General features: G+C 66.9%; 17 protein-coding genes and 1 pseudogene. 9 read left to right on the top strand and 9 right to left on the bottom strand.

Annotation, left to right across the window (positions count from 1 at the left end; translation table 11 throughout):
• Positions 1-7: 7 nt before the first annotated feature.
• Positions 8-1264, bottom strand: a complete 1257-nt coding sequence (locus tag OL599_RS04560; RefSeq protein ID WP_264712458.1) for a methyl-accepting chemotaxis protein — start codon at positions 1262-1264, stop codon at positions 8-10.
• Between the two features lie 103 nt (positions 1265-1367).
• Positions 1368-2351, bottom strand: coding sequence for a ketopantoate reductase family protein (locus OL599_RS04565; RefSeq protein ID WP_264712459.1), 984 nt, complete (start codon positions 2349-2351; stop codon positions 1368-1370).
• A 523-nt stretch (positions 2352-2874) separates the two neighbouring features.
• Here OL599_RS04565 and OL599_RS04570 point away from each other — a divergent pair.
• Together OL599_RS04570 and OL599_RS04575 are read left to right on the top strand one after the other, a co-directional pair.
• A pseudogene (locus tag OL599_RS04570) lies at positions 2875-3483 on the top strand (DUF1194 domain-containing protein); the annotation flags it as partial.
• A gap of 430 nt (positions 3484-3913) precedes the next feature.
• Positions 3914-4618, top strand: a complete 705-nt coding sequence (locus tag OL599_RS04575; RefSeq protein ID WP_264712461.1) for a response regulator transcription factor — start codon at positions 3914-3916, stop codon at positions 4616-4618.
• 148 nt (positions 4619-4766) lie between these two features.
• On the opposite strand, the gene OL599_RS04580 is transcribed toward OL599_RS04575, so the two are convergent.
• Positions 4767-5120, bottom strand: coding sequence for a hypothetical protein (locus OL599_RS04580; RefSeq protein ID WP_264712462.1), 354 nt, complete (start codon positions 5118-5120; stop codon positions 4767-4769).
• Positions 5121-5775: 655 nt separating this feature from the next.
• On the opposite strand from OL599_RS04580, the gene OL599_RS04585 reads away from it, so the two are divergent.
• Positions 5776-6555: a Crp/Fnr family transcriptional regulator gene (locus OL599_RS04585; RefSeq protein WP_264712463.1), complete on the top strand. Its 780-nt coding sequence runs from the start codon at positions 5776-5778 to the stop codon at positions 6553-6555.
• 720 nt (positions 6556-7275) lie between these two features.
• On the opposite strand, the gene OL599_RS04590 is transcribed toward OL599_RS04585, so the two are convergent.
• Both OL599_RS04590 and OL599_RS04595 read right to left on the bottom strand, forming a co-directional pair.
• The gene (locus OL599_RS04590; RefSeq protein ID WP_264712464.1) at positions 7276-8079 is read right to left on the bottom strand and encodes a response regulator transcription factor; all 804 of its coding nucleotides are present in this window, start codon (positions 8077-8079) and stop codon (positions 7276-7278) included.
• Positions 8080-8453: 374 nt separating this feature from the next.
• Positions 8454-8693 carry a DUF3126 family protein gene (locus OL599_RS04595; RefSeq protein WP_264712465.1) on the bottom strand — a complete coding sequence of 80 codons (240 nt, stop codon included), beginning with the start codon at positions 8691-8693 and terminating at the stop codon, positions 8454-8456.
• Positions 8694-8914: 221 nt separating this feature from the next.
• Between OL599_RS04595 and OL599_RS04600 the strand changes: the two genes are divergently transcribed.
• Genes OL599_RS04600 through OL599_RS04610 form a run of 3 tightly spaced genes read left to right on the top strand, consistent with a single transcriptional unit; the run spans position 8915 to position 10870 of the window.
• Positions 8915-9124 carry a DUF350 domain-containing protein gene (locus tag OL599_RS04600; protein ID WP_264712466.1) on the top strand — a complete coding sequence of 70 codons (210 nt, stop codon included), beginning with the start codon at positions 8915-8917 and terminating at the stop codon, positions 9122-9124.
• Between the two features lie 52 nt (positions 9125-9176).
• Complete coding sequence (locus OL599_RS04605; RefSeq protein WP_264712467.1) at positions 9177-9581, top strand: PRC-barrel domain-containing protein; 405 nt, start codon at positions 9177-9179, stop codon at positions 9579-9581.
• Positions 9578-10870 (top strand): MFS transporter, encoded by a 1293-nt coding sequence (locus OL599_RS04610; protein ID WP_264712468.1) that lies wholly within the window; start codon positions 9578-9580, stop codon positions 10868-10870. Before OL599_RS04605 ends, OL599_RS04610 begins: the two co-directional genes overlap by 4 nt.
• Before the next feature lie 10 nt (positions 10871-10880).
• Here the strand turns inward: OL599_RS04610 and OL599_RS04615 are convergent, their stop codons facing one another.
• From OL599_RS04615 to OL599_RS04625, 3 genes are all read right to left on the bottom strand, one after another.
• Complete coding sequence (locus tag OL599_RS04615) at positions 10881-11141, bottom strand: hypothetical protein (RefSeq protein ID WP_264712469.1); 261 nt, start codon at positions 11139-11141, stop codon at positions 10881-10883.
• 147 nt (positions 11142-11288) lie between these two features.
• Positions 11289-11693 carry a DUF2237 family protein gene (locus tag OL599_RS04620; RefSeq protein ID WP_264712470.1) on the bottom strand — a complete coding sequence of 135 codons (405 nt, stop codon included), beginning with the start codon at positions 11691-11693 and terminating at the stop codon, positions 11289-11291.
• Positions 11694-11822: 129 nt separating this feature from the next.
• Positions 11823-12488: a peroxiredoxin-like family protein gene (locus tag OL599_RS04625; protein WP_264712471.1), complete on the bottom strand. Its 666-nt coding sequence runs from the start codon at positions 12486-12488 to the stop codon at positions 11823-11825.
• A 135-nt stretch (positions 12489-12623) separates the two neighbouring features.
• On the opposite strand from OL599_RS04625, the gene OL599_RS04630 reads away from it, so the two are divergent.
• From OL599_RS04630 to OL599_RS04640, 3 genes are all read left to right on the top strand, one after another.
• Positions 12624-13538 carry a LysR family transcriptional regulator gene (locus OL599_RS04630; RefSeq protein ID WP_264712472.1) on the top strand — a complete coding sequence of 305 codons (915 nt, stop codon included), beginning with the start codon at positions 12624-12626 and terminating at the stop codon, positions 13536-13538.
• Positions 13539-13739: 201 nt separating this feature from the next.
• Positions 13740-14408, top strand: coding sequence for a DsbA family oxidoreductase (locus tag OL599_RS04635; protein ID WP_264712473.1), 669 nt, complete (start codon positions 13740-13742; stop codon positions 14406-14408).
• A 26-nt stretch (positions 14409-14434) separates the two neighbouring features.
• A complete protein-coding gene (locus OL599_RS04640; RefSeq protein WP_264712474.1) occupies positions 14435-14833 on the top strand; it encodes a cytidine deaminase in 399 nt (132 codons plus the stop codon).
• Here the strand turns inward: OL599_RS04640 and OL599_RS04645 are convergent.
• On the bottom strand, positions 14793-16265 hold the full coding sequence (locus OL599_RS04645; RefSeq protein ID WP_264712475.1) for a radical SAM protein: 1473 nt from the start codon (positions 16263-16265) through the stop codon (positions 14793-14795). The two genes, OL599_RS04640 and OL599_RS04645, sit on opposite strands and share 41 nt — an antisense overlap.
• Positions 16266-16310: the final 45 nt, after the last annotated feature.

Consider the following 16310-nt stretch of genomic DNA (forward strand, 5'->3'; position numbering starts at 1 on the left):
GAGCCGCTCATGCCGCACGCAATTCCTGGCTGAGGCGCGCCACCTCCGTCGTCAGCCGTGTGGCGTGGTCGGTCAGGCCGGATGCCGCGCCCAGCACCTGCTCCGCCGCCTCTCCGGTTTCCTCCACCGCCGCGCGGGTGCGCGCGATGTGGTCGCTGACCACACGTGTTCCGCCCGCTGCCTCCTGCACGTTGCGCGAGATCTCCTGCGTCGCCGCGCCCTGCTGCTCCACCGCCGCGGCGATGCCGCCGACGATGCCGCTCATCTCTTCGATGGTGCTGCCGATGGTGCCGATGGCCGACACGGCCTCCTTCGTGGCGGCCTGGATGGCGGCGATCTGGGCGCCGATCTCCTCGGTGGCCCGGGCCGTCTGCGTGGCCAGCGACTTCACTTCGGAAGCGACCACGGCGAACCCCTTGCCCGCCTCGCCGGCGCGCGCGGCTTCGATGGTGGCGTTCAGGGCCAGCAGATTGGTCTGGCCGGCGATGTCGGTAATGAGGCCCACCACGTCGCCGATCTTGGCCGCCCCTTGCGCCAGCGTCTGCACGATCGCGTCGGTGCGCCGCGCATCTTCGACCGCGCGCCCGGCGATCTGCGCGGAATGGCCCACCTGGCGGCTGATCTCGGAGATCGAGGCGGCGAGCTGGCCGGCCGCTGCGGCCACCACCTCGACGTTGCCGGTGGTCTGTTCCACCGTGCCGGTGGCGTCCGCCGTACAGCCATCGGCGATGCCGGCGGCCTCGCGCATGGTCATGGCGCTGCCGCGCAGCGCCTCCGCGGCCTGCGACAGCGCGCCGGCCATGCCCCCTACCCGCTCCTGCAGCCGCTCGGCCACACCCTGCATGGCGGCGCGGCGTGTTGCCTCCGCGGCCAACGTGGCATCGCGTTGCGAGCTTTCCAGCGCCTGCTTCTCCTCGGCCGCGCGTTTGAACACCAGCACCGCCTGCGCCATCCGGCCGATCTCGTCGCGCCGGGCGGCCTCGGGCAGCTCGGCCGAGAGGTCGCCTCGCGCGATCCCGCCCATCGCCTGCGCCAGCCGCGCGAGCGGGCGAGCGACCGAGCGGCCGAGCACCACCGAAAGACCGCCGGCAACGACGGCAAAGACCAGGCCGAGCAGCCCGAGCCGGATCGCCACGTGGTTGCCGATCATGCCCTGGTGCTGGACATGCAGCGCCGCCGCCAGCGTCACCACGAGGCCCAGCAGCATGACCGCGACGGGCGCCTGCAGGCGCCAGGACAAGGAGAGGGTGAGCAGACGCTTCATCAGGGCAGGTCCCGGCAGTGGAATGGACCACCAGGATGCGCGCCAGCCCTGAACGAATGGTTCACGCCCGCCCAGCGCGTGCGGCCCGGCGGGCGCCCCTTCCCTACGCCCCGTACAGCCCCGCCGCGCGGGCACGCACCTTGATCAGCGCCACCAGCAGCTCCAGCGTCGGCATGGCGACGCCGGACATGCGCGCGAGCTCGAGCGGCACGGTATAGAGCGCGTCGACCTCCATCGGCCGGCCCGCGGTGAGGTCCTGCAGGATGCTGGGGCGGTGGCCCAGCTTCATGTTGGTGGCGACGATCCGCTCCACATCCAGGTTCACCGAGCAGCCCATGGCGCGGATCAGCGCGTCGGCCTCGGCCACCACGCGGCGGGAGGCGTCGATGCAGGCCTGCTCCTCGTGCGTAGCGCGCACCGGCGACGCGGTGAGCACGCACATCGGCCCGGCGCTGAGGTTGAAGGCCAGCTTCTCCCAGATCACGTCGCGGATGCGCGGGGTCACGGTCAGTGGAAGGCCGGCGGCTTCATAAGCTCCAGCCAGCGCCGCGAGGCCCGGCGTGTCACGTCCGTCGGGCGTGCCGATGACGCAACCGCGGGTTGCGCCGCCGACCATCCGCACCACGCCCGGCGCCGGCACCGCGCTTGCCGGCCAGGCAATGCCGCCGACGACGCGCGCGGGCCCCACGGCGTTCCACAGCGCGTCGCCGGGGTCGAGCAGCCCCAGGCGCCGGCCGTCGAATTGGCCGCCATGCCCCATGAAGTACCACCAGGGGATGCCGTTGGTGAGGAAGGCCACCGGCGTGTCGGGCCCGAGCAGCGGCGCGATGGCGCCGGCCACAGACGGCAACGACGGCGCCTTGACCGTGACGATCACCGCATCCTGCGGACCGAGGGCTGCGGGATCGTCGCTGGCGCGCGGGCGGGTGGTGAAGCTCTCGTCGGGCATTTCCACCGTCAGCCCGTTGCGGCGGATCGCCTCCAGATGGGCGCCGCGCGCCACCACCGAAACATCGGCGCCCGAGCGCGCCAGGAATCCCGCCAGATATCCGCCGATGGCGCCGGCGCCGAAAACGCAAATCCTCAAGAGCCCGTCCCCTTCCGTGCGACAGGCCCACGATGCCGGTCAGCGCATTGAGTCTGCCCCACAACGCCACGTCCCGGCAACCGACCGGGGCCGCCGACAGGCGTCGTGACAACTGCCCGCGGCCAAGCTCGCCACACGAGGCCAGTCGATGATAAAATACAAGTGAACTTACGGGTTCGTGAGGCGAAATTCGGCCATGAGCGCAGCCGCATCGGAAAGACCGTAAACTCACGCCAGTGTTATCACGCGAAAGACGGCCAATTTCTCAGCCATTTTTAAGTACAGAGTCAGAATTTTTTACAGATATCCGGCGGGTTACGAATTCACGAACGCCTTCTCCTTGAATTCCCCGGATTTTCATTCTGGCATCCGGCTTGCTCAGCACCGTGTCGGGAACGACCCGTTCCTTGTTCACAACGCTGGAGCGAAAACGATGCATAAGAGAATTCTTGTCGGGGCGATCGCCTCGGCAATCCTGGCATGGGCCGCGCCGTCACACGCAGCGCCCGTGCTCGAACTCGGCCTGGCGATCGACGGGTCGGGAAGCATGAGCACCGCGCAGTTCAACCTGCAGAAGAACGGCTACATCAACGTCCTCCAGAACGCGTCCGTCATGCCGCAGGATGGCAGCGTCGCGATCCAGATCGTTCAGTTCTCCTCAACGGTCCAGAGCGTGCTGCCGATGACGATCGTCACGCCGGGCAGCCTCGCCTCGATCATCTCTGCCCTCTCCGGCATGAGCCAGCTCGGCGGCAGCACCGCCATTGGCGACGCGATCACCTTCCTCAGCAACAGCATCCAGACGAACGCCATCACCTCCAACCGGCAGGTCATCGACGTCTCGACGGACGGCGAAGGCAATACCGGCGTCAATCAGGTCACCGCCGCCAACAGCGCGATTGCCAACGGCATCGAGCAGGTCAATTGCCTCGGCATCGGCCCTGACGCCAACTGCAATTTCGTTCGCGGCGCCGGATCGTTTTCGGAGAGTGCCGCTTCGTTCGCAGACTTCCAGGACGCGCTGGTGCGCAAGATCGGCCGCGAAGTCGCGGTGCCCGAGCCGGCTTCGCTGGCGCTGCTCGGTGCGGGGCTGATCGGCCTTGGCACCGTCCGCCGTCGCCGGCAGCGCTGACACCGGCGCATTCGGCGGCACGACGTGGCGGCTCCTGCGGGCGCCGCCACGGTTGCCGACCGGTGCAAATCGCGCCCGAGGCGAAAGCGTCAATACGCCGTTAACAGAACTGCGACCGGTTAATAAAGATCAACGCGCCGACACCGCCTCCGTGTTCGTAATGACCTGCGCACAGGCATGGAGCTTCCGACGATGGGGCGTGTGGTCTCGTCGGCCCGATCGAGCGGCAGCCCCCGCATCGCGGCGACGGCGATCCACCGTGGCGCCCCCTCGCCGGGGTTCCGCAAGGGTCTTCCGGCGGCGGCCGAGACGCTGCCTCCGCGCTCAGACTCGTTGTCTTTCGCCGATACGGCGTGACCAGGTCCGGTCACCGCGTGAACTGCCCACAAACGTGCCGCAATCCAATCATGTGCAAGGGGATGAAAGGCAAATGACGGAGCCAAAGAACATCCTTGTCGTTGAAGACGACCGGTCATTCCGCAACGCTCTCGCAACCGAACTGGAAAGCGACGGCACCTTCACATCCGTCGAGATCGGCAGCGGCGTCGATGTTCTGGCCAGGGTCATGGCACGAAACGCCCGCTTCGATGCGATCATCCTCGGCGAGACATCGCTTGGCGACGACGCGTGCGCGACGTGCCTGCGGCTGCGACGGTCAGGGGTGCAGCTTCCGATCGTCATGATCCGGTCTACGCCGGATGAAGACAGCGTGGTGCACAGCCTGGATTCCGGCGCCAATGATTGCATCGTGAAGCCGGTCCATTTCGGCGAGTTGAAGGCCAGGCTGCGGGCGCAGATCCGCGACTACGAGATGAGCGACAACGCGGTGCTCGGCATCGGTCCCTACCATTTCCGCCCGAGCGCACGCTCGCTCTATCACCCCGTGCAGGACCAGCAGATCCATCTGACCGTGAAAGAGGCCGCGCTGCTGCGGCAACTGCACCAGGCCGGCGGCGAGCCGGTTGGGCGCCAGGCGCTGCTGCAACGCGTCTGGGGCCGCAACACCAGCGCGCTCAGCCACACGGCCGAAACGCATATCTCGCGCCTGCGCCGCAAGATCGAGCCGTTCCTGTCGATCGAGCATGTCTCACTGATGGACGACGCCTGCGCCTACCGCCTCCGCCAGAACCATTAGCCCGCGGCGGCTTGCCGATCCGGCCCGTCCACTGGCCGGGCATGAGATGCTGCGAGCGGCTCGGCTCGACCGAAGTATTCGCGCAGCAGTGGCAGGCGGCTGCGTGGATGCCCGCCTTGCGCGCATCACGGCTGGCACCGCGCCGCTGCTATCGCGGCGCGCGCACCCCGATGGTGTCGGCGATATGGCCCACGACATCGGTGATCGTGTTCCAATAGTAGCGTATCGGTGCCGCCGCCGCACCGGTATTGCCGAAATCCGATGTCTGGCGGCGGTCGGCCAGGATGAACTGCCCTTCCTTCCACGATACGACGAAGGCGGCCGCATTCCCGTCGGCCCAGTCTCGTGCGACGAGATATGCGCAGTGAATGCCCTCATCGCAGGTGTCAATCTCGCAGTCCCATGTGCCGACAAGCGTGCCGGTCAGGCTGCGGAGTGCCGCGATGTGCTGCGTCTGCAAGCCGCGCAGCCGGACGTCACTTCCAGCGAAGGCGTACTGCAACGGTCTTCCCCCCAAGGCAGGTCACCTAATAGCGTCTTGGAATATAAAGCCAAAATTGTGCCTGGAAAGAGGCAATCCTGACCTCGCCCCCGGATCGGCACGGCGACGAGTTCATGCGCAATCACGGGGATGTGAAGACAACTGTGTATGGGTTCAAGGCTAGCATTTGAAGCAACGGGATCATTCTTTCGAGAATTGCCCGCAAGTGCGGAGAAAAGATGTTCCCGGGATGTATGTTTTTCCACCTTCCGCTGGCGCCGGCATGACTATCGACCCGTCACCGGATAAGGCTACGCGCCAATATTCGCACCGCCCTGTGTTCCGGCTCGCGCGGCGTCCGGCCAGGGTCGGTGGCGTTCCTGGGCGCATCGGTGTCGCGACAGGGGCAGAAATCGGGGATGCGGCCCGTGGAAGACGCGCCACGCCAAGTTTCGGCATGCGTGGCATTCTCCATCGCCGGCGCCTGCCTCGGTGCAGCGCGGCCCGGGCCTGCGCATGTCAATTCCATAACGGGAACGTTACTGTTGAATTGGCCGATAATTGATGAAAATCTAACAAATTTATTGGCAAATTTTCGTATGTTTGCTTAACAATTCCTTGCAATCGATCTCCGTTCCTGGGGGGCGATTGGCAAGAAACCAGCGAAAGGGCCAGGATGCTGATCGCCCTGCCACGCTCCGAGAACTGCGGTTCCTGCGGCGCGCGCCGGCTCGGCTTTTGCGGTGCGTTGCCTTCGGCGGAGGTCGATGCGCTGGCCATGATCAAGCACGCCGCCCGCGATTATCCCGCCGGCGCGGAACTCTATCGGCAGGGCGAACGCTCCAGGAACTACTTCATCGTCATCAGTGGCTGGGTGATGCAGTACACGTCACTGGATAGCGGCGAGCAGCATGTCCGGGATTTCGCGTTGCCCGGCGAGATGATCGGCTTCAAGGGCGGCGCGGACCAGATCATGCGCCACTCGGCGCAATGCCTGACCGCCAGCCGCATCTGCGCCCTCCCCGCCGACCGCATTCGCGAACACATGGCGCGCAGCCTGCCATTCGCCGCGCGAATGGTGGACATGCTCGCCGGCCGCGAGACGCGCGCCAACGATCACGCCGTGAACATCGGCGCCCGTTCGGCGCGCGACCGGGTTTCGCACTTCCTGGTGGAATTGTTTCAGCGCGTGCATCACCGGCTGCCGCAGCGGCCTGGCGACGCCGTCTCGCTGCCATTGACGCTCACGCATATCGGTCTGGCGCTGGGCCTCACGCATGTCCATGTCAGCCGGACGCTGCGGTCATTGCGAGAGCAAAACGTACTCCAGTTCAGCCGCCACCGGCTGGAAGTGCTTGATCCTGCGGCGCTTGGGCATATCGTGGGCTTCGACCTGTCAGGCCCCGAGGCGCGAGAGCGCCAGGCGCACGCGACAAGCGGCGCCGGCCTGCCATAGCCCGACATCGCCCGCCCCGCCGCGTGCCGCCCGGGGCGCATGCCCGAAGCGTTTGGATCATGGCCGCCGCAGCCGATACCAACGGCCCTTGACGATGACCCTTCCATTGTCAAGGGCCGTTGGTATCGCGCGCCGAGTTGGTGGGCGGCCGCGCGCAAAATAACGACTCATACCAGCGGCCATTCTTCATGGCCGCTGGTATGACACGCGCGTGTGCAACGGAAGCGATAGCGCGGCGATTTCGTTTTGTATTGGCTACATCATCGGGTGACGGAATCGTTCATTCGCCCGCAACAAATGTTAACGTCACGCTGGGCGCGATGTGTTTGCTTATTGTCGACCAGAGAGGCATTCGGGAAGCGATGGACGTGCATCCCGTGACGAGGAATGTCATACGCATGGTACTGCTCAGGATCGTCGCTGTGTGCATTGGTTGCCTGGTCTCGACGGCGATATTGTTCGGGCTGTACCTGCTGTCGCAGTCATACGTGTTCTGGGCCTTGTGCATCGTCGCATGCGCGTCGCAGCTGCCAATCGGCAGAGAGGGATGGGCGCAGGTCACGGGGCCGCGGACTCATGCGCGCGCACGGGCAGACCGGCTTCCGACCTCGGCCGGCCGGCAATTTCCCTGAACTGATCGTGCTGTGCTGCACGCGGCACGGCCGGCATGGCGGCAGCGTGCCGCCATGCCGGCGCGTTGGGCGCTCGGCGCCGTGCAGCCTATGCGGGGATCAGGCTCGGCTGCCGTCCCCGCACCCGCGCATGCGCGGCCGCGAGCAACGGTGCCGGAGCATCCGCCGCCAACCCGTCATCGCCGCCGCTCGTCCAGCCGGCATTGAGCCGGTAGCCGCCCTTGTCACGCAACAGGATCGGCGTCCGCAGAGGATCGGCCTCGATCTTGCGGCGGAGGCGATAGATATGTGTCCCCACCGTGTTGGTCCGGGCGCGCTGACTGTAGCCCCACACCTCCCGCAGCAAGGTGCCGCAATCGACCGGGGTGGAGTGGGCGCGGCAGAGAAACGCCAGCAGCTCCGCCTCCTTCTTCGTCAGCCGGATGCGGCGCGCCCCCGTGGGATCGAACAGTTCCTGCAACGCCGGCCGGAATTCATAGGGCCCGACAGCAAGCAACGCATTCTCGTTGGTCTCGTGCATGCGCAGCTGGGCACGCAGCCGCGCCTTCAACTCCAACAGCCGGACCGGCTTCGCGATATAGTCGTTCGCACCGGCCTCCAGCCCGCTGACCGCGCCGCGCTCGTCCCTGACGGTGCCGAGCAGGATGATGGGAATGTCGACGCGCTCCCGGCGGAGGTAGGACACGACTTCACATTCGCGCTCGCCGGCGGTCGCTGTGTCAAGAAGAAGCGCACCAAATCGAGCGTCATCCGCAAATATACAGCTATAGAGCTCAGTAATACTTGTGACCGTTGTCGACTGGAATGCATCGTCTGCGGCCAGAACTGTCACGATGCTGGCGGCCAAACCGTTGTCATCCGTTGCGATCAGGATATGCTTGCTGCACGTCATCGTTGTCACTCCCGTGCGCCCGTGTCTGGGCCTTGCGTCAATCGACCGCATCGCGACGGATGGTGCACCCGCCGTGCCGCTGGTCCCGCAAGGATTACGCGCATGTTCGCCAATGGCGCGCGTTAACCAATGTTAAGCCACATCATGGAATATACGGGTATGTCACAGAATATTGATTGCGATTGAATAATAGTTCACACAACCGCGCAGCGCTCGATCATGGCGCGGGACCCAGACTCGAAAACATGAAAATTGCCTGATCCGCGAGCCAACCGGCTCGCATGCTTGCGCAGGCGGATCCGGCCTCCGCCGGCCATCCTGGCCGCGCCTCGCGGCGGCCGGCGGTCGCGCCCACCGGCCGCCGCGCGGGCTGCCTATCGGCTTTTGCCGGCCGGGCTCGCGAGCTTCGGAAGGTCCTCGTCGAGGATGGTGATGTGCAGCGAGAACGACACCTCGCCGTCCTCGTCGTCGCGGTGCAGGGTGCCCAGGAATTCGTCGCCGATCATCACCTCGACCGACGCCCCCGCCTTGCGCGGGACCTCGATGCGGATCCGGTTGTTGCCAAGTGTCGTCCGCAGATAGGCCTGCACACGCGCGATGTCAGTTGGTTTCACGCTGTATCCTCGCTCTGATATGGCCGGCCGCGCGCGGTCCGGGGCCGGTGAAACTAGACCCATCGCCGCCGCGGTTGAAGCCACCCCGCAAGCGGCCCAGCCTTTCGCAACAGGGGCCGCAAAATGGCGGCCGACGGGCAAGGACGCTACACTCCCGTAATGGCAAATCGCAGCAGCGACCCCGCCCCAGCAAATGCGGCCCCAATGACCCGGCCTGATCCATGACCAGCCTCGCCAAACTCCCCGCGTTTCTCGGCTATTTCGGCGGCAGCCTGGTGCTGTACACATGGATCACACCGGTTGACGAATGGCGGCTGATCCGCGACGGCAACACGGCCGCGGCATTGGCCGGTGGGGACAAGGCGACGGCGACAGTGCTGGCCGCGGGCTCCGTCGTCCTCGGATTGCTGGATGTCGCCTGCCTGACCTGACGGGCCAACAGGCCCGCCGCTGGCAGGCGGCGTTATCGAAGGGAGTGCCGCCATGCATGTTCCGCCGGTCGCCGTCCTGCTCGCAGTGCTGCTCACGGTGCCGCTGGCCACCGCACAGCCCCCGCCAACGGTCGAACTGCAGCGCATCCCGGCAAAGGAGGCGAACACCGCGCTGGGGCGCCGCGTGGTCGATCCCGGCGGCGACGAGATCGGCCAGCTCGTCGATGTGCTGGTGGACAAGCGGCTCCGTCCGGTGGCGGCGGTCATCGATTTCGGCGGTTTCATGGGCGTCGGCACCCGCCGCGTCGCTATCGACTGGGCGCGGCTGCGGCTGGTGCGCGACGGCGGCGAGCCCCGCTTCGCCGTCGATCTCGACGACGCGGTGATCGCCGCCGCCCCCGAATACCGCGGCGGCGAGGAAGGCGTGGATACGGTCATCGGGCCGCCGCACCGTTGAGCGCCGCGGTCGTGGTTCCGCCGGACGCGCACCGCGAGCGCGGCCTCGACTGGCTGAACCTGTTCGTGGCCGCGGTGCAGACGGGCTTCGGCGCCTTCGTGCCGGTCTACCTGACCCTGAACGCCTGGACCCAGACGCAGATCGGCGTGGTGCTCAGTGCCGAGACGGTGGCATCCATGGCCGGCCAGGTTCCCGGCGGCGCCCTGGTGGACCTGACGCCGCGACGGCGTCGCGTGCTGGCCGGCGCGATCCTTGCCATCGCCGCAACGGCGCTGGTCCTGGCCGCCTCGCCGCTGCGGCTGCCGGTCCTGGGTGCGCTGATATTGCATGCCTTCGCCGGCTGCGTGCTGGCGCCGGCGATCGCGGCCGTCAGCCTGGCACTCGTGGGTCATGCCGGGCTGGGCGTCCGGCTCGGCCGCAATGTCCGGTTCGCCTCTATCGGCAGCGCCCTCGGGGCGGCGGCGATGGGGGCCACCGGCAGTCTGCTCTCCGAGCGGGCGGTGTTCCTGCTGACCGCCTGCCTGGCGCTGCCGGCGCTGTGGGCGCTGCGGGCCACGGGCCCGGCCGCCGATGCGCCGAACGCCGAGGCAGCGGCCAACAACCCGGCAGACGACGATGGAACAGACACCGTTGCTGGGGCCGGTCAGGCGCTTGGGGCCATTCCTGATCGCGCCGGCCCGTCCCCCCGGGTGCTGGCGCTGTTGCGCGACCGGCGCCTGCTCGTCTTCGCCGCCTGTGTGCTGCTGTTCCACCTGTCCTCCGCGGCGATTCTTCCGGTCGCCGCCGGCGAGGTGACCCACCGTGCCGGCAAAGGCGCCACGTTGGTCATCGCCGCGTTCATCATGGTGCCGCAGATTGTCGTGGCGCTGCTGTCGCCGGCGGTCGGCCGCGCCGCCGAGCAGTTCGGCCGGCGCAGGCTGCTGCTGCTCGGCTTCCTCGCGCTGCCGCTACGCGGTGCGCTGTTCGCGGTGGTGGGAGCGCCCTCGGCGCTGGTGGCCGTCCAGGCGCTGGAAGGCGTCGGCGGTGCCGTGTTCGGCGTGATGGTGCCGCTTGTCGCCGCCGACATAACGCGCAGAACCGGGCACTACAGCCTGTGCCTGGGCTTGCTGGGCCTGGTGACCGCCTCGGGGGCGGCGCTCAGCACGACGCTCGCCGGCGCCATCGCCGATTTGTGGGGCAAGGCCTCGGCGTTCGGCGTGCTTGGCGGGATCGGCATGCTCGCGGTCCTGCTGGTGCTGGCGGCGATGCCGGAAACCCGGGAGGCCGCACCCCCCACGCACCAGGGCTGAGATCGGCCGCTCAGCTGTTGTGCCGGACCTCGGTAGCGCGCGCCGGCGCATCGGCGCCGGGGGCCTCGATCGCGAGCGAGGCGTCGTCCTGCATCGGCGTCCCGCGGATCTCGCTCGATGTGTGCCGCAGGCCGCCGCCGAGGGTGGCGGCCCCGTTGATGGCCAGGCCGCACAGCAGCACCGTCAGCAGGCTGACTTCCAGCCGCGTGAAGCCGCGGCGGTCCCGTATCAGGACAGGAAGAAAGGCAGGCAGCATCCGCAAGCGATCCATTTGCACCGGTCTCCTCGCTGGGTGGCGCGCAGGCTCCGGCAGATCCGAAAAATATCGGGGCGCGGCCAAGACACGCAGTCTCGCCGCGACATAGGGCATGTGCGGTTAAGGAATCGTTTCGATTTTGGCGATATTCGGGCAGCGTGCCTATTGTATGTCGGCGGCGTGACGTTTCAGGTCTTCGAGGTCGCAGTAGCGCAGCGCGCCCTCATGGGTGGCCGCCAGCACCACGTCCGGCGCATAGCCGGCCTCCAGGGCCTCCTGCCAGCGCGGCGCGCACAGGCACCATTGGTCGCCGGGTGCCAGGCCCGGAAACCCGTATTGCGGCATCGGGGTGGACAGGTCGTTGCCGCAGGCGCGGCTGAACGCCAGAAAGCCCGCGGTCATCACCGCGCACACGGTGTGGCTGCCGATGTCCTCCGCGCTGGTGTCGCAGCAGCCGTTGCGGAAGAAGCCGGTTATCGGCGCCGCCGAGCAAGGCAGCAACGCCCCGCCCAGCACGTTGCGCGAAGGCCTGCGCCCGGATCGGTCGTCGGTATCGTCAAACGGCATCGTGTTCCCTTCCGCTTCGCGTCAGACGGCGCGCGCCGTCCCACCCTCCGCGTTCGACTGATAATTCGCGCGCAATTTCATCGGCATGGAATCGCGATGCGAGTCCGTTCCCGCCGCTATCGCCTTGCGTCACTTCGCCGGCTGCACTTGCAGCTGGCACACCGCCTCCAGCGCGTCCTTGGGCTCCAGGCGGCTGGTGGTGCGGGGATCGACATGCGCCAGCGCCACCCGGCCGTCTCGGCCGATCACATAGCCGGCGGCGATCGGCAACTCCCAGCTGTCCACGCCGTTGATCCGCGGCAGGTCGTGGCCCAGGCGCTGATAAAGGGCGCGCATGTCCGGGTCGAGTTCCCAGACCAGGCCATAGCGGCGCGCGACCTCGTTGTCCCTGTCGGACAGCACCGGGAAGTGCAGCGTGTTGCGTTCCACGGTCGACAGCGTTGCCGGCGCCGACTGCGGCGAAACCGCCAGCAATGAGGCCCCTGCGCGCGTCAGCTCCGGCAGGATGCGGTCGATGGCCCGCAGCGCCAGGCTGCAGAACGGGCACCAGCCGCCGCGGAAGAATGTCAGCACCACCGGGCCGTGCGTCAGCGCCTCGTGCAGGGAAACCTTGTTGCCGTGCTGGTCCGGCAGCGTGAAATCAGGCGCCACGTCGCCCTTCCCCACCGCGGTCTTCACCAACACCATCTTGGCGCGGGCATTCTCGGCGCGCTCCAGCACCGCGGCCGTAGCGGGGTCGACACGTTCCAGCAGCGCTTCCAGGAAAGTGTCGAGCTGCTTGGCCAGGCTCTCCATCGCTTCCTCCTCCCACCACTTCTCACGTCTGCGCTTCTATATCGCTCATGGCCGTGGCGAGGTTAATGTGTGCTCTCATGATGACATTGATACGCTGAAGTTTGAAATCCCCTTGTTTTCGCCGTAGGGGAAGACATGGACCTGCTGGCCGCGTTCCGCACCTTCGTCCGCATCGCCGAGACCGGCAGCTTCTCCGCCGTCGCCCGCGAGGTCGGGGCCACGCAGCCGGCGATCTCCCGCCAGATCGCGGCGCTGGAGGACCATCTGGGCGCACGCCTGCTCCAGCGCAGCACGCGCAGCCTTCGCCTGACCGAGGACGGCACCGCCCTGCTCGCCCATGCGCGCCTGGTGCTCGAGGCGGTGGAGGAGACCGAGGCCGCGATCGGCCGCCGCCGCAGCGCGCCCGCCGGCATGGTCCATCTCGGAAGCCCCGCGGTGTTCGGGCGGCTCTACATCGCTCCGCGCATCGGCTCGCTGCTGGGCCGCTATCCTGAGTTGTCGGTGGACCTGATGCTGGCTGACGACGTGGTGGACATGGTGCAGATGGGGCTGGACCTCTCGATCCGGGTGGGCGCGGTGACCGACGCCTCGCTGGTGGCGCGACGGGTGGGGTCCACGGCGTCCATTGCGGTGGCAGCCCCGGCCTATCTCGCCAGACGCGGCGAACCGCAGCATCCCGCGGACCTCACCGCGCATGAATGCATCATATTCACCCGCATCGCCGCGCCGGAGACCTGGCAGTTCGATGGGCCGGACGGAACCGTGCCGGTGCAGATCAATGGGCGGCTGCGGTCGAACAGCATCGAGGCGGTGCTGGAAGCCGCGCTGGCCGGGCTGGGCGTGGCGCTGCTGCCCACCTGGATGCTGCGCGACGAGGTGCGCGCCGGCCGGCTGAAGGCGGTGCTGAAGGCATGGCAGCCGCGGCGCCGGGCGATTTCGGTGGTGTATCCGTCACGACGGTTCCTGGCGCCACGCACCCGGGCTGTGATCGATTTCCTGGTGGACGAATTCCGTCTTGACCCTGTGATTTCTGCCTATGGCGAGGGCTAAAGACGCTTCCATGATAATTATATAATATATTAATATTGCCAAATAATTATTTCATCACGTATTCGCTTTTAGATATATTTATCTGTAAGGAAAATGAGATATTTTACGAGAATTATAGAATATGATTTATACGAAATACCAATATTCCGCTACCATGCGACACTTGCGCCCTTCCGGCGTCTGCCGCGATACTGCGCGGTCATGAACGTCCTGGCGCCGCCGAAAGCCCGTTTGTCCATCGAGGTCGTGCACGATCTCGTCTGCCCCTGGTGCTATCTCGGTCTGCGGCGGCTGTTGCGGACGCTCCGGCGGCGGCCGGACCTGCTGTTCGACATCACCTGGCGGCCGTTCCTGCTCAACCCCGACATGCCGCGTGCCGGCATGTCGCGCACCGACTACATCATCCGCAAGTTCGGCGGCGAGGACCGGGCGCGCCGGCTGTATGCGTCCATTACCGAGATCGGCCGGACCGAGGGCATGCTGTTCCGCTTCGACCGCATCCGCCGCACCCCCTCCTCGGTCGATGCGCACCGCCTGGTGCGCTACGCCGCCGCGTTCGGCGTGGCCACCGAGATGGTCGAGGCGCTGTTCACCGCCCATTTCACCGACGGGCGCGACATCGGCGACCTGTATGTGCTGACCGACGTGGCGATGGCCTGCGGGCTGAGCGGGACGGAGGCGCAGGAGTTCCTTCTGGGCGACGACGAAATCGACACCGTACATGCGGAGAACCTGCGGGCGCACCGGCTGGGCATCAACGGCGTGCCGTGCTTCGTCATCGGCGGCCGGCACGCCATCGCCGGCGCGCAGGAATCCGAGGTGATCGCGCGCCTGCTGGATGTGGCGGTCGTCGAAGCCGAAGACGGCTGACGCCGCCGATGGATGCGCAATCCCTGTTGCAGGCCGCGCGCGCGGCCGCCGAGGCGTCCTATTCCCCCTATTCGCGTTTCCGCGTCGGCGCCGCGGTGCTGGCCGGCGGCACGGTGTTTTCGGGCTGCAATGTCGAGAACGCTTCCTATGGATTGACCGTCTGCGCCGAGCGCATCGCCATTTTCACCGCCGTCGCCGCCGGGCACCGGCGCATCGCCTGCATCGCCGTCGCGTGCGTGGACGCCGAGGCCAGTGCCACGCAGGCTTCGCTGATGCCGTGCGGCGCCTGCCTGCAGGTGATCGCCGAGTTCGGCACTGCCGATACCCAGCTGCACGTCCATGGCAGCCGCAGCTACACGCTGCGCGAACTGTTGCCGTACGCGTTCAGGCTGGGCCAGCCGGCGTCGAGCCGGTCAGGCTGTTGATTGCGGCTGCATCGAAAACCCGCCCTTGATCCAGGCATTGCAGCTGCATGGCAACGTGCGGATTCACCGGGAAGTTGAGCGTCGGCGTGGCCTTGCAGTTCGCGCAATGGGGCTCCCGCCCAGGATGCGATGGGGCGTCCGCGTCATAGGCGGCGCGATCGACGAAGGCCAGCCGGGCGCGGCGGAATTCGTCGCTGTTGGTCACGTCACCATCTGCAGCCCCCAGAGTCGCGAAGTGCAGGTGCTGCGTGGTGGTCGGCGCCATGCAGCACGGCATGACGCGGTCCGCTGAATCGAACGTGACGTTCTGATAGAGCCAGTCGCAGGTCGCGCGCCCGGCCCGGGACGGCTCCTCCTGGATGCCAAGCCGGTCCATCCGATCGACCCACCTTTCCGACAGCAGCCCGTCGCACACGGCTTCGTCGATAGCGAGACCGGCGGCGGCAGCCGGGCTGGTCAGATGGCGATCTTCATTGAAAACATATCGCCCGGCGCGCTCCGACTTGTGGATCGGAACGGTCGGATCGTCCCAGGTCATGTCGAGCGGCGTGACGACATTCAGTTCGTCCACCCCGATTTCCTGCGCCAGCGCCAGCGCGGTCTCGATTTCGTGGCTGTTGTGCGCGAATGTCAGGAACTGCCAGACGAGATGCGGGCCGCCGCCAAGGCGCCGCTTGGCTGCCACGAGCGCGCGCATATTGGCGAGGCACAAATCGTATTTCCCGCGCCGCCGGTAGTGCTGCAACGTCTCTTGCGATGTGCCGTCGATGGACATCGTCAGCAGATCGAGGTCCGAGCCGACCACGCCGTCGACATCGAACGACAGCGACAGGTTCGAGGACGTCCAGGTATACAGCCCCAGGGCCTTTGCCCGGCGCACCATGTCCGGAAACTGCTTGTTGATCAGCGGCTCGCCGTAATTGTACATGACCGCGGCAAAGGCAAATGGCGCGTAGTCCGACATGATCCGGTCGAATGTTCCCGGCGGCATCACGCCTTTCGGCCATTCGAAAAAGATCCTGCCGTCTCCCGGAGGCCCGTAGCCGGCCGTCGCATTGCTGCTGTGAACGCATCCCGGGCATTGAAGCTGACAGGTGTTCGACGGGTCGAGCATGATCTGCGTGGGCCGGCCGGCCAGCTGGGTATGGCGGTGATGGAAACCGTGCTGCGAAACCAGCAGGTTGCCGACCTTGAGAAGAACCAGCCTGGCGAGCGCACGATTGTCGTAGGCCGCCGCCAGCTCGTCGATCCGTCCCTGCTGGAACGCATCGACCTGCCGCAGGAAGTCCCGCTTGCCGGGCGTCACGGGGATCAGCGGCGCCAGCCACGCGACCTCGGCCGCAGCGCTGGCGTGGACAGGCGACCCAGTCAAAGACGATTGCGAGGACAGGGAGAACTTCGAACCGAGCTGCGAGCGAAGATGGCTCAACATGGCGCCGACGGACGTCATCGTTCCTCGCAAATTGTTGCTGTGTCG

Source organism: Limobrevibacterium gyesilva, from assembly GCF_025989185.1.
Lineage (GTDB): Bacteria > Pseudomonadota > Alphaproteobacteria > Acetobacterales > Acetobacteraceae > Limobrevibacterium > Limobrevibacterium gyesilva.

Coding starts and splice junctions, on each gene's coding strand:
- OL599_RS04630 (WP_264712472.1), top strand. CDS start 12,624: ATGGACCTGCTGGCCGCGTTCCGCACCTTCGTCCGCATCGCCGAGACC.
- OL599_RS04560 (WP_264712458.1), bottom strand. CDS start 1,264: ATGAAGCGTCTGCTCACCCTCTCCTTGTCCTGGCGCCTGCAGGCGCCC.
- OL599_RS04585 (WP_264712463.1), top strand. CDS start 5,776: ATGCTGATCGCCCTGCCACGCTCCGAGAACTGCGGTTCCTGCGGCGCG.
- OL599_RS04615 (WP_264712469.1), bottom strand. CDS start 11,141: ATGGATCGCTTGCGGATGCTGCCTGCCTTTCTTCCTGTCCTGATACGG.
- OL599_RS04635 (WP_264712473.1), top strand. CDS start 13,740: ATGAACGTCCTGGCGCCGCCGAAAGCCCGTTTGTCCATCGAGGTCGTG.
- OL599_RS04605 (WP_264712467.1), top strand. CDS start 9,177: ATGCATGTTCCGCCGGTCGCCGTCCTGCTCGCAGTGCTGCTCACGGTG.
- OL599_RS04625 (WP_264712471.1), bottom strand. CDS start 12,488: ATGGAGAGCCTGGCCAAGCAGCTCGACACTTTCCTGGAAGCGCTGCTG.
- OL599_RS04575 (WP_264712461.1), top strand. CDS start 3,914: ATGACGGAGCCAAAGAACATCCTTGTCGTTGAAGACGACCGGTCATTC.
- OL599_RS04590 (WP_264712464.1), bottom strand. CDS start 8,079: ATGACGTGCAGCAAGCATATCCTGATCGCAACGGATGACAACGGTTTG.
- OL599_RS04600 (WP_264712466.1), top strand. CDS start 8,915: ATGACCAGCCTCGCCAAACTCCCCGCGTTTCTCGGCTATTTCGGCGGC.
- OL599_RS04645 (WP_264712475.1), bottom strand. CDS start 16,265: ATGTTGAGCCATCTTCGCTCGCAGCTCGGTTCGAAGTTCTCCCTGTCC.
- OL599_RS04620 (WP_264712470.1), bottom strand. CDS start 11,693: ATGCCGTTTGACGATACCGACGACCGATCCGGGCGCAGGCCTTCGCGC.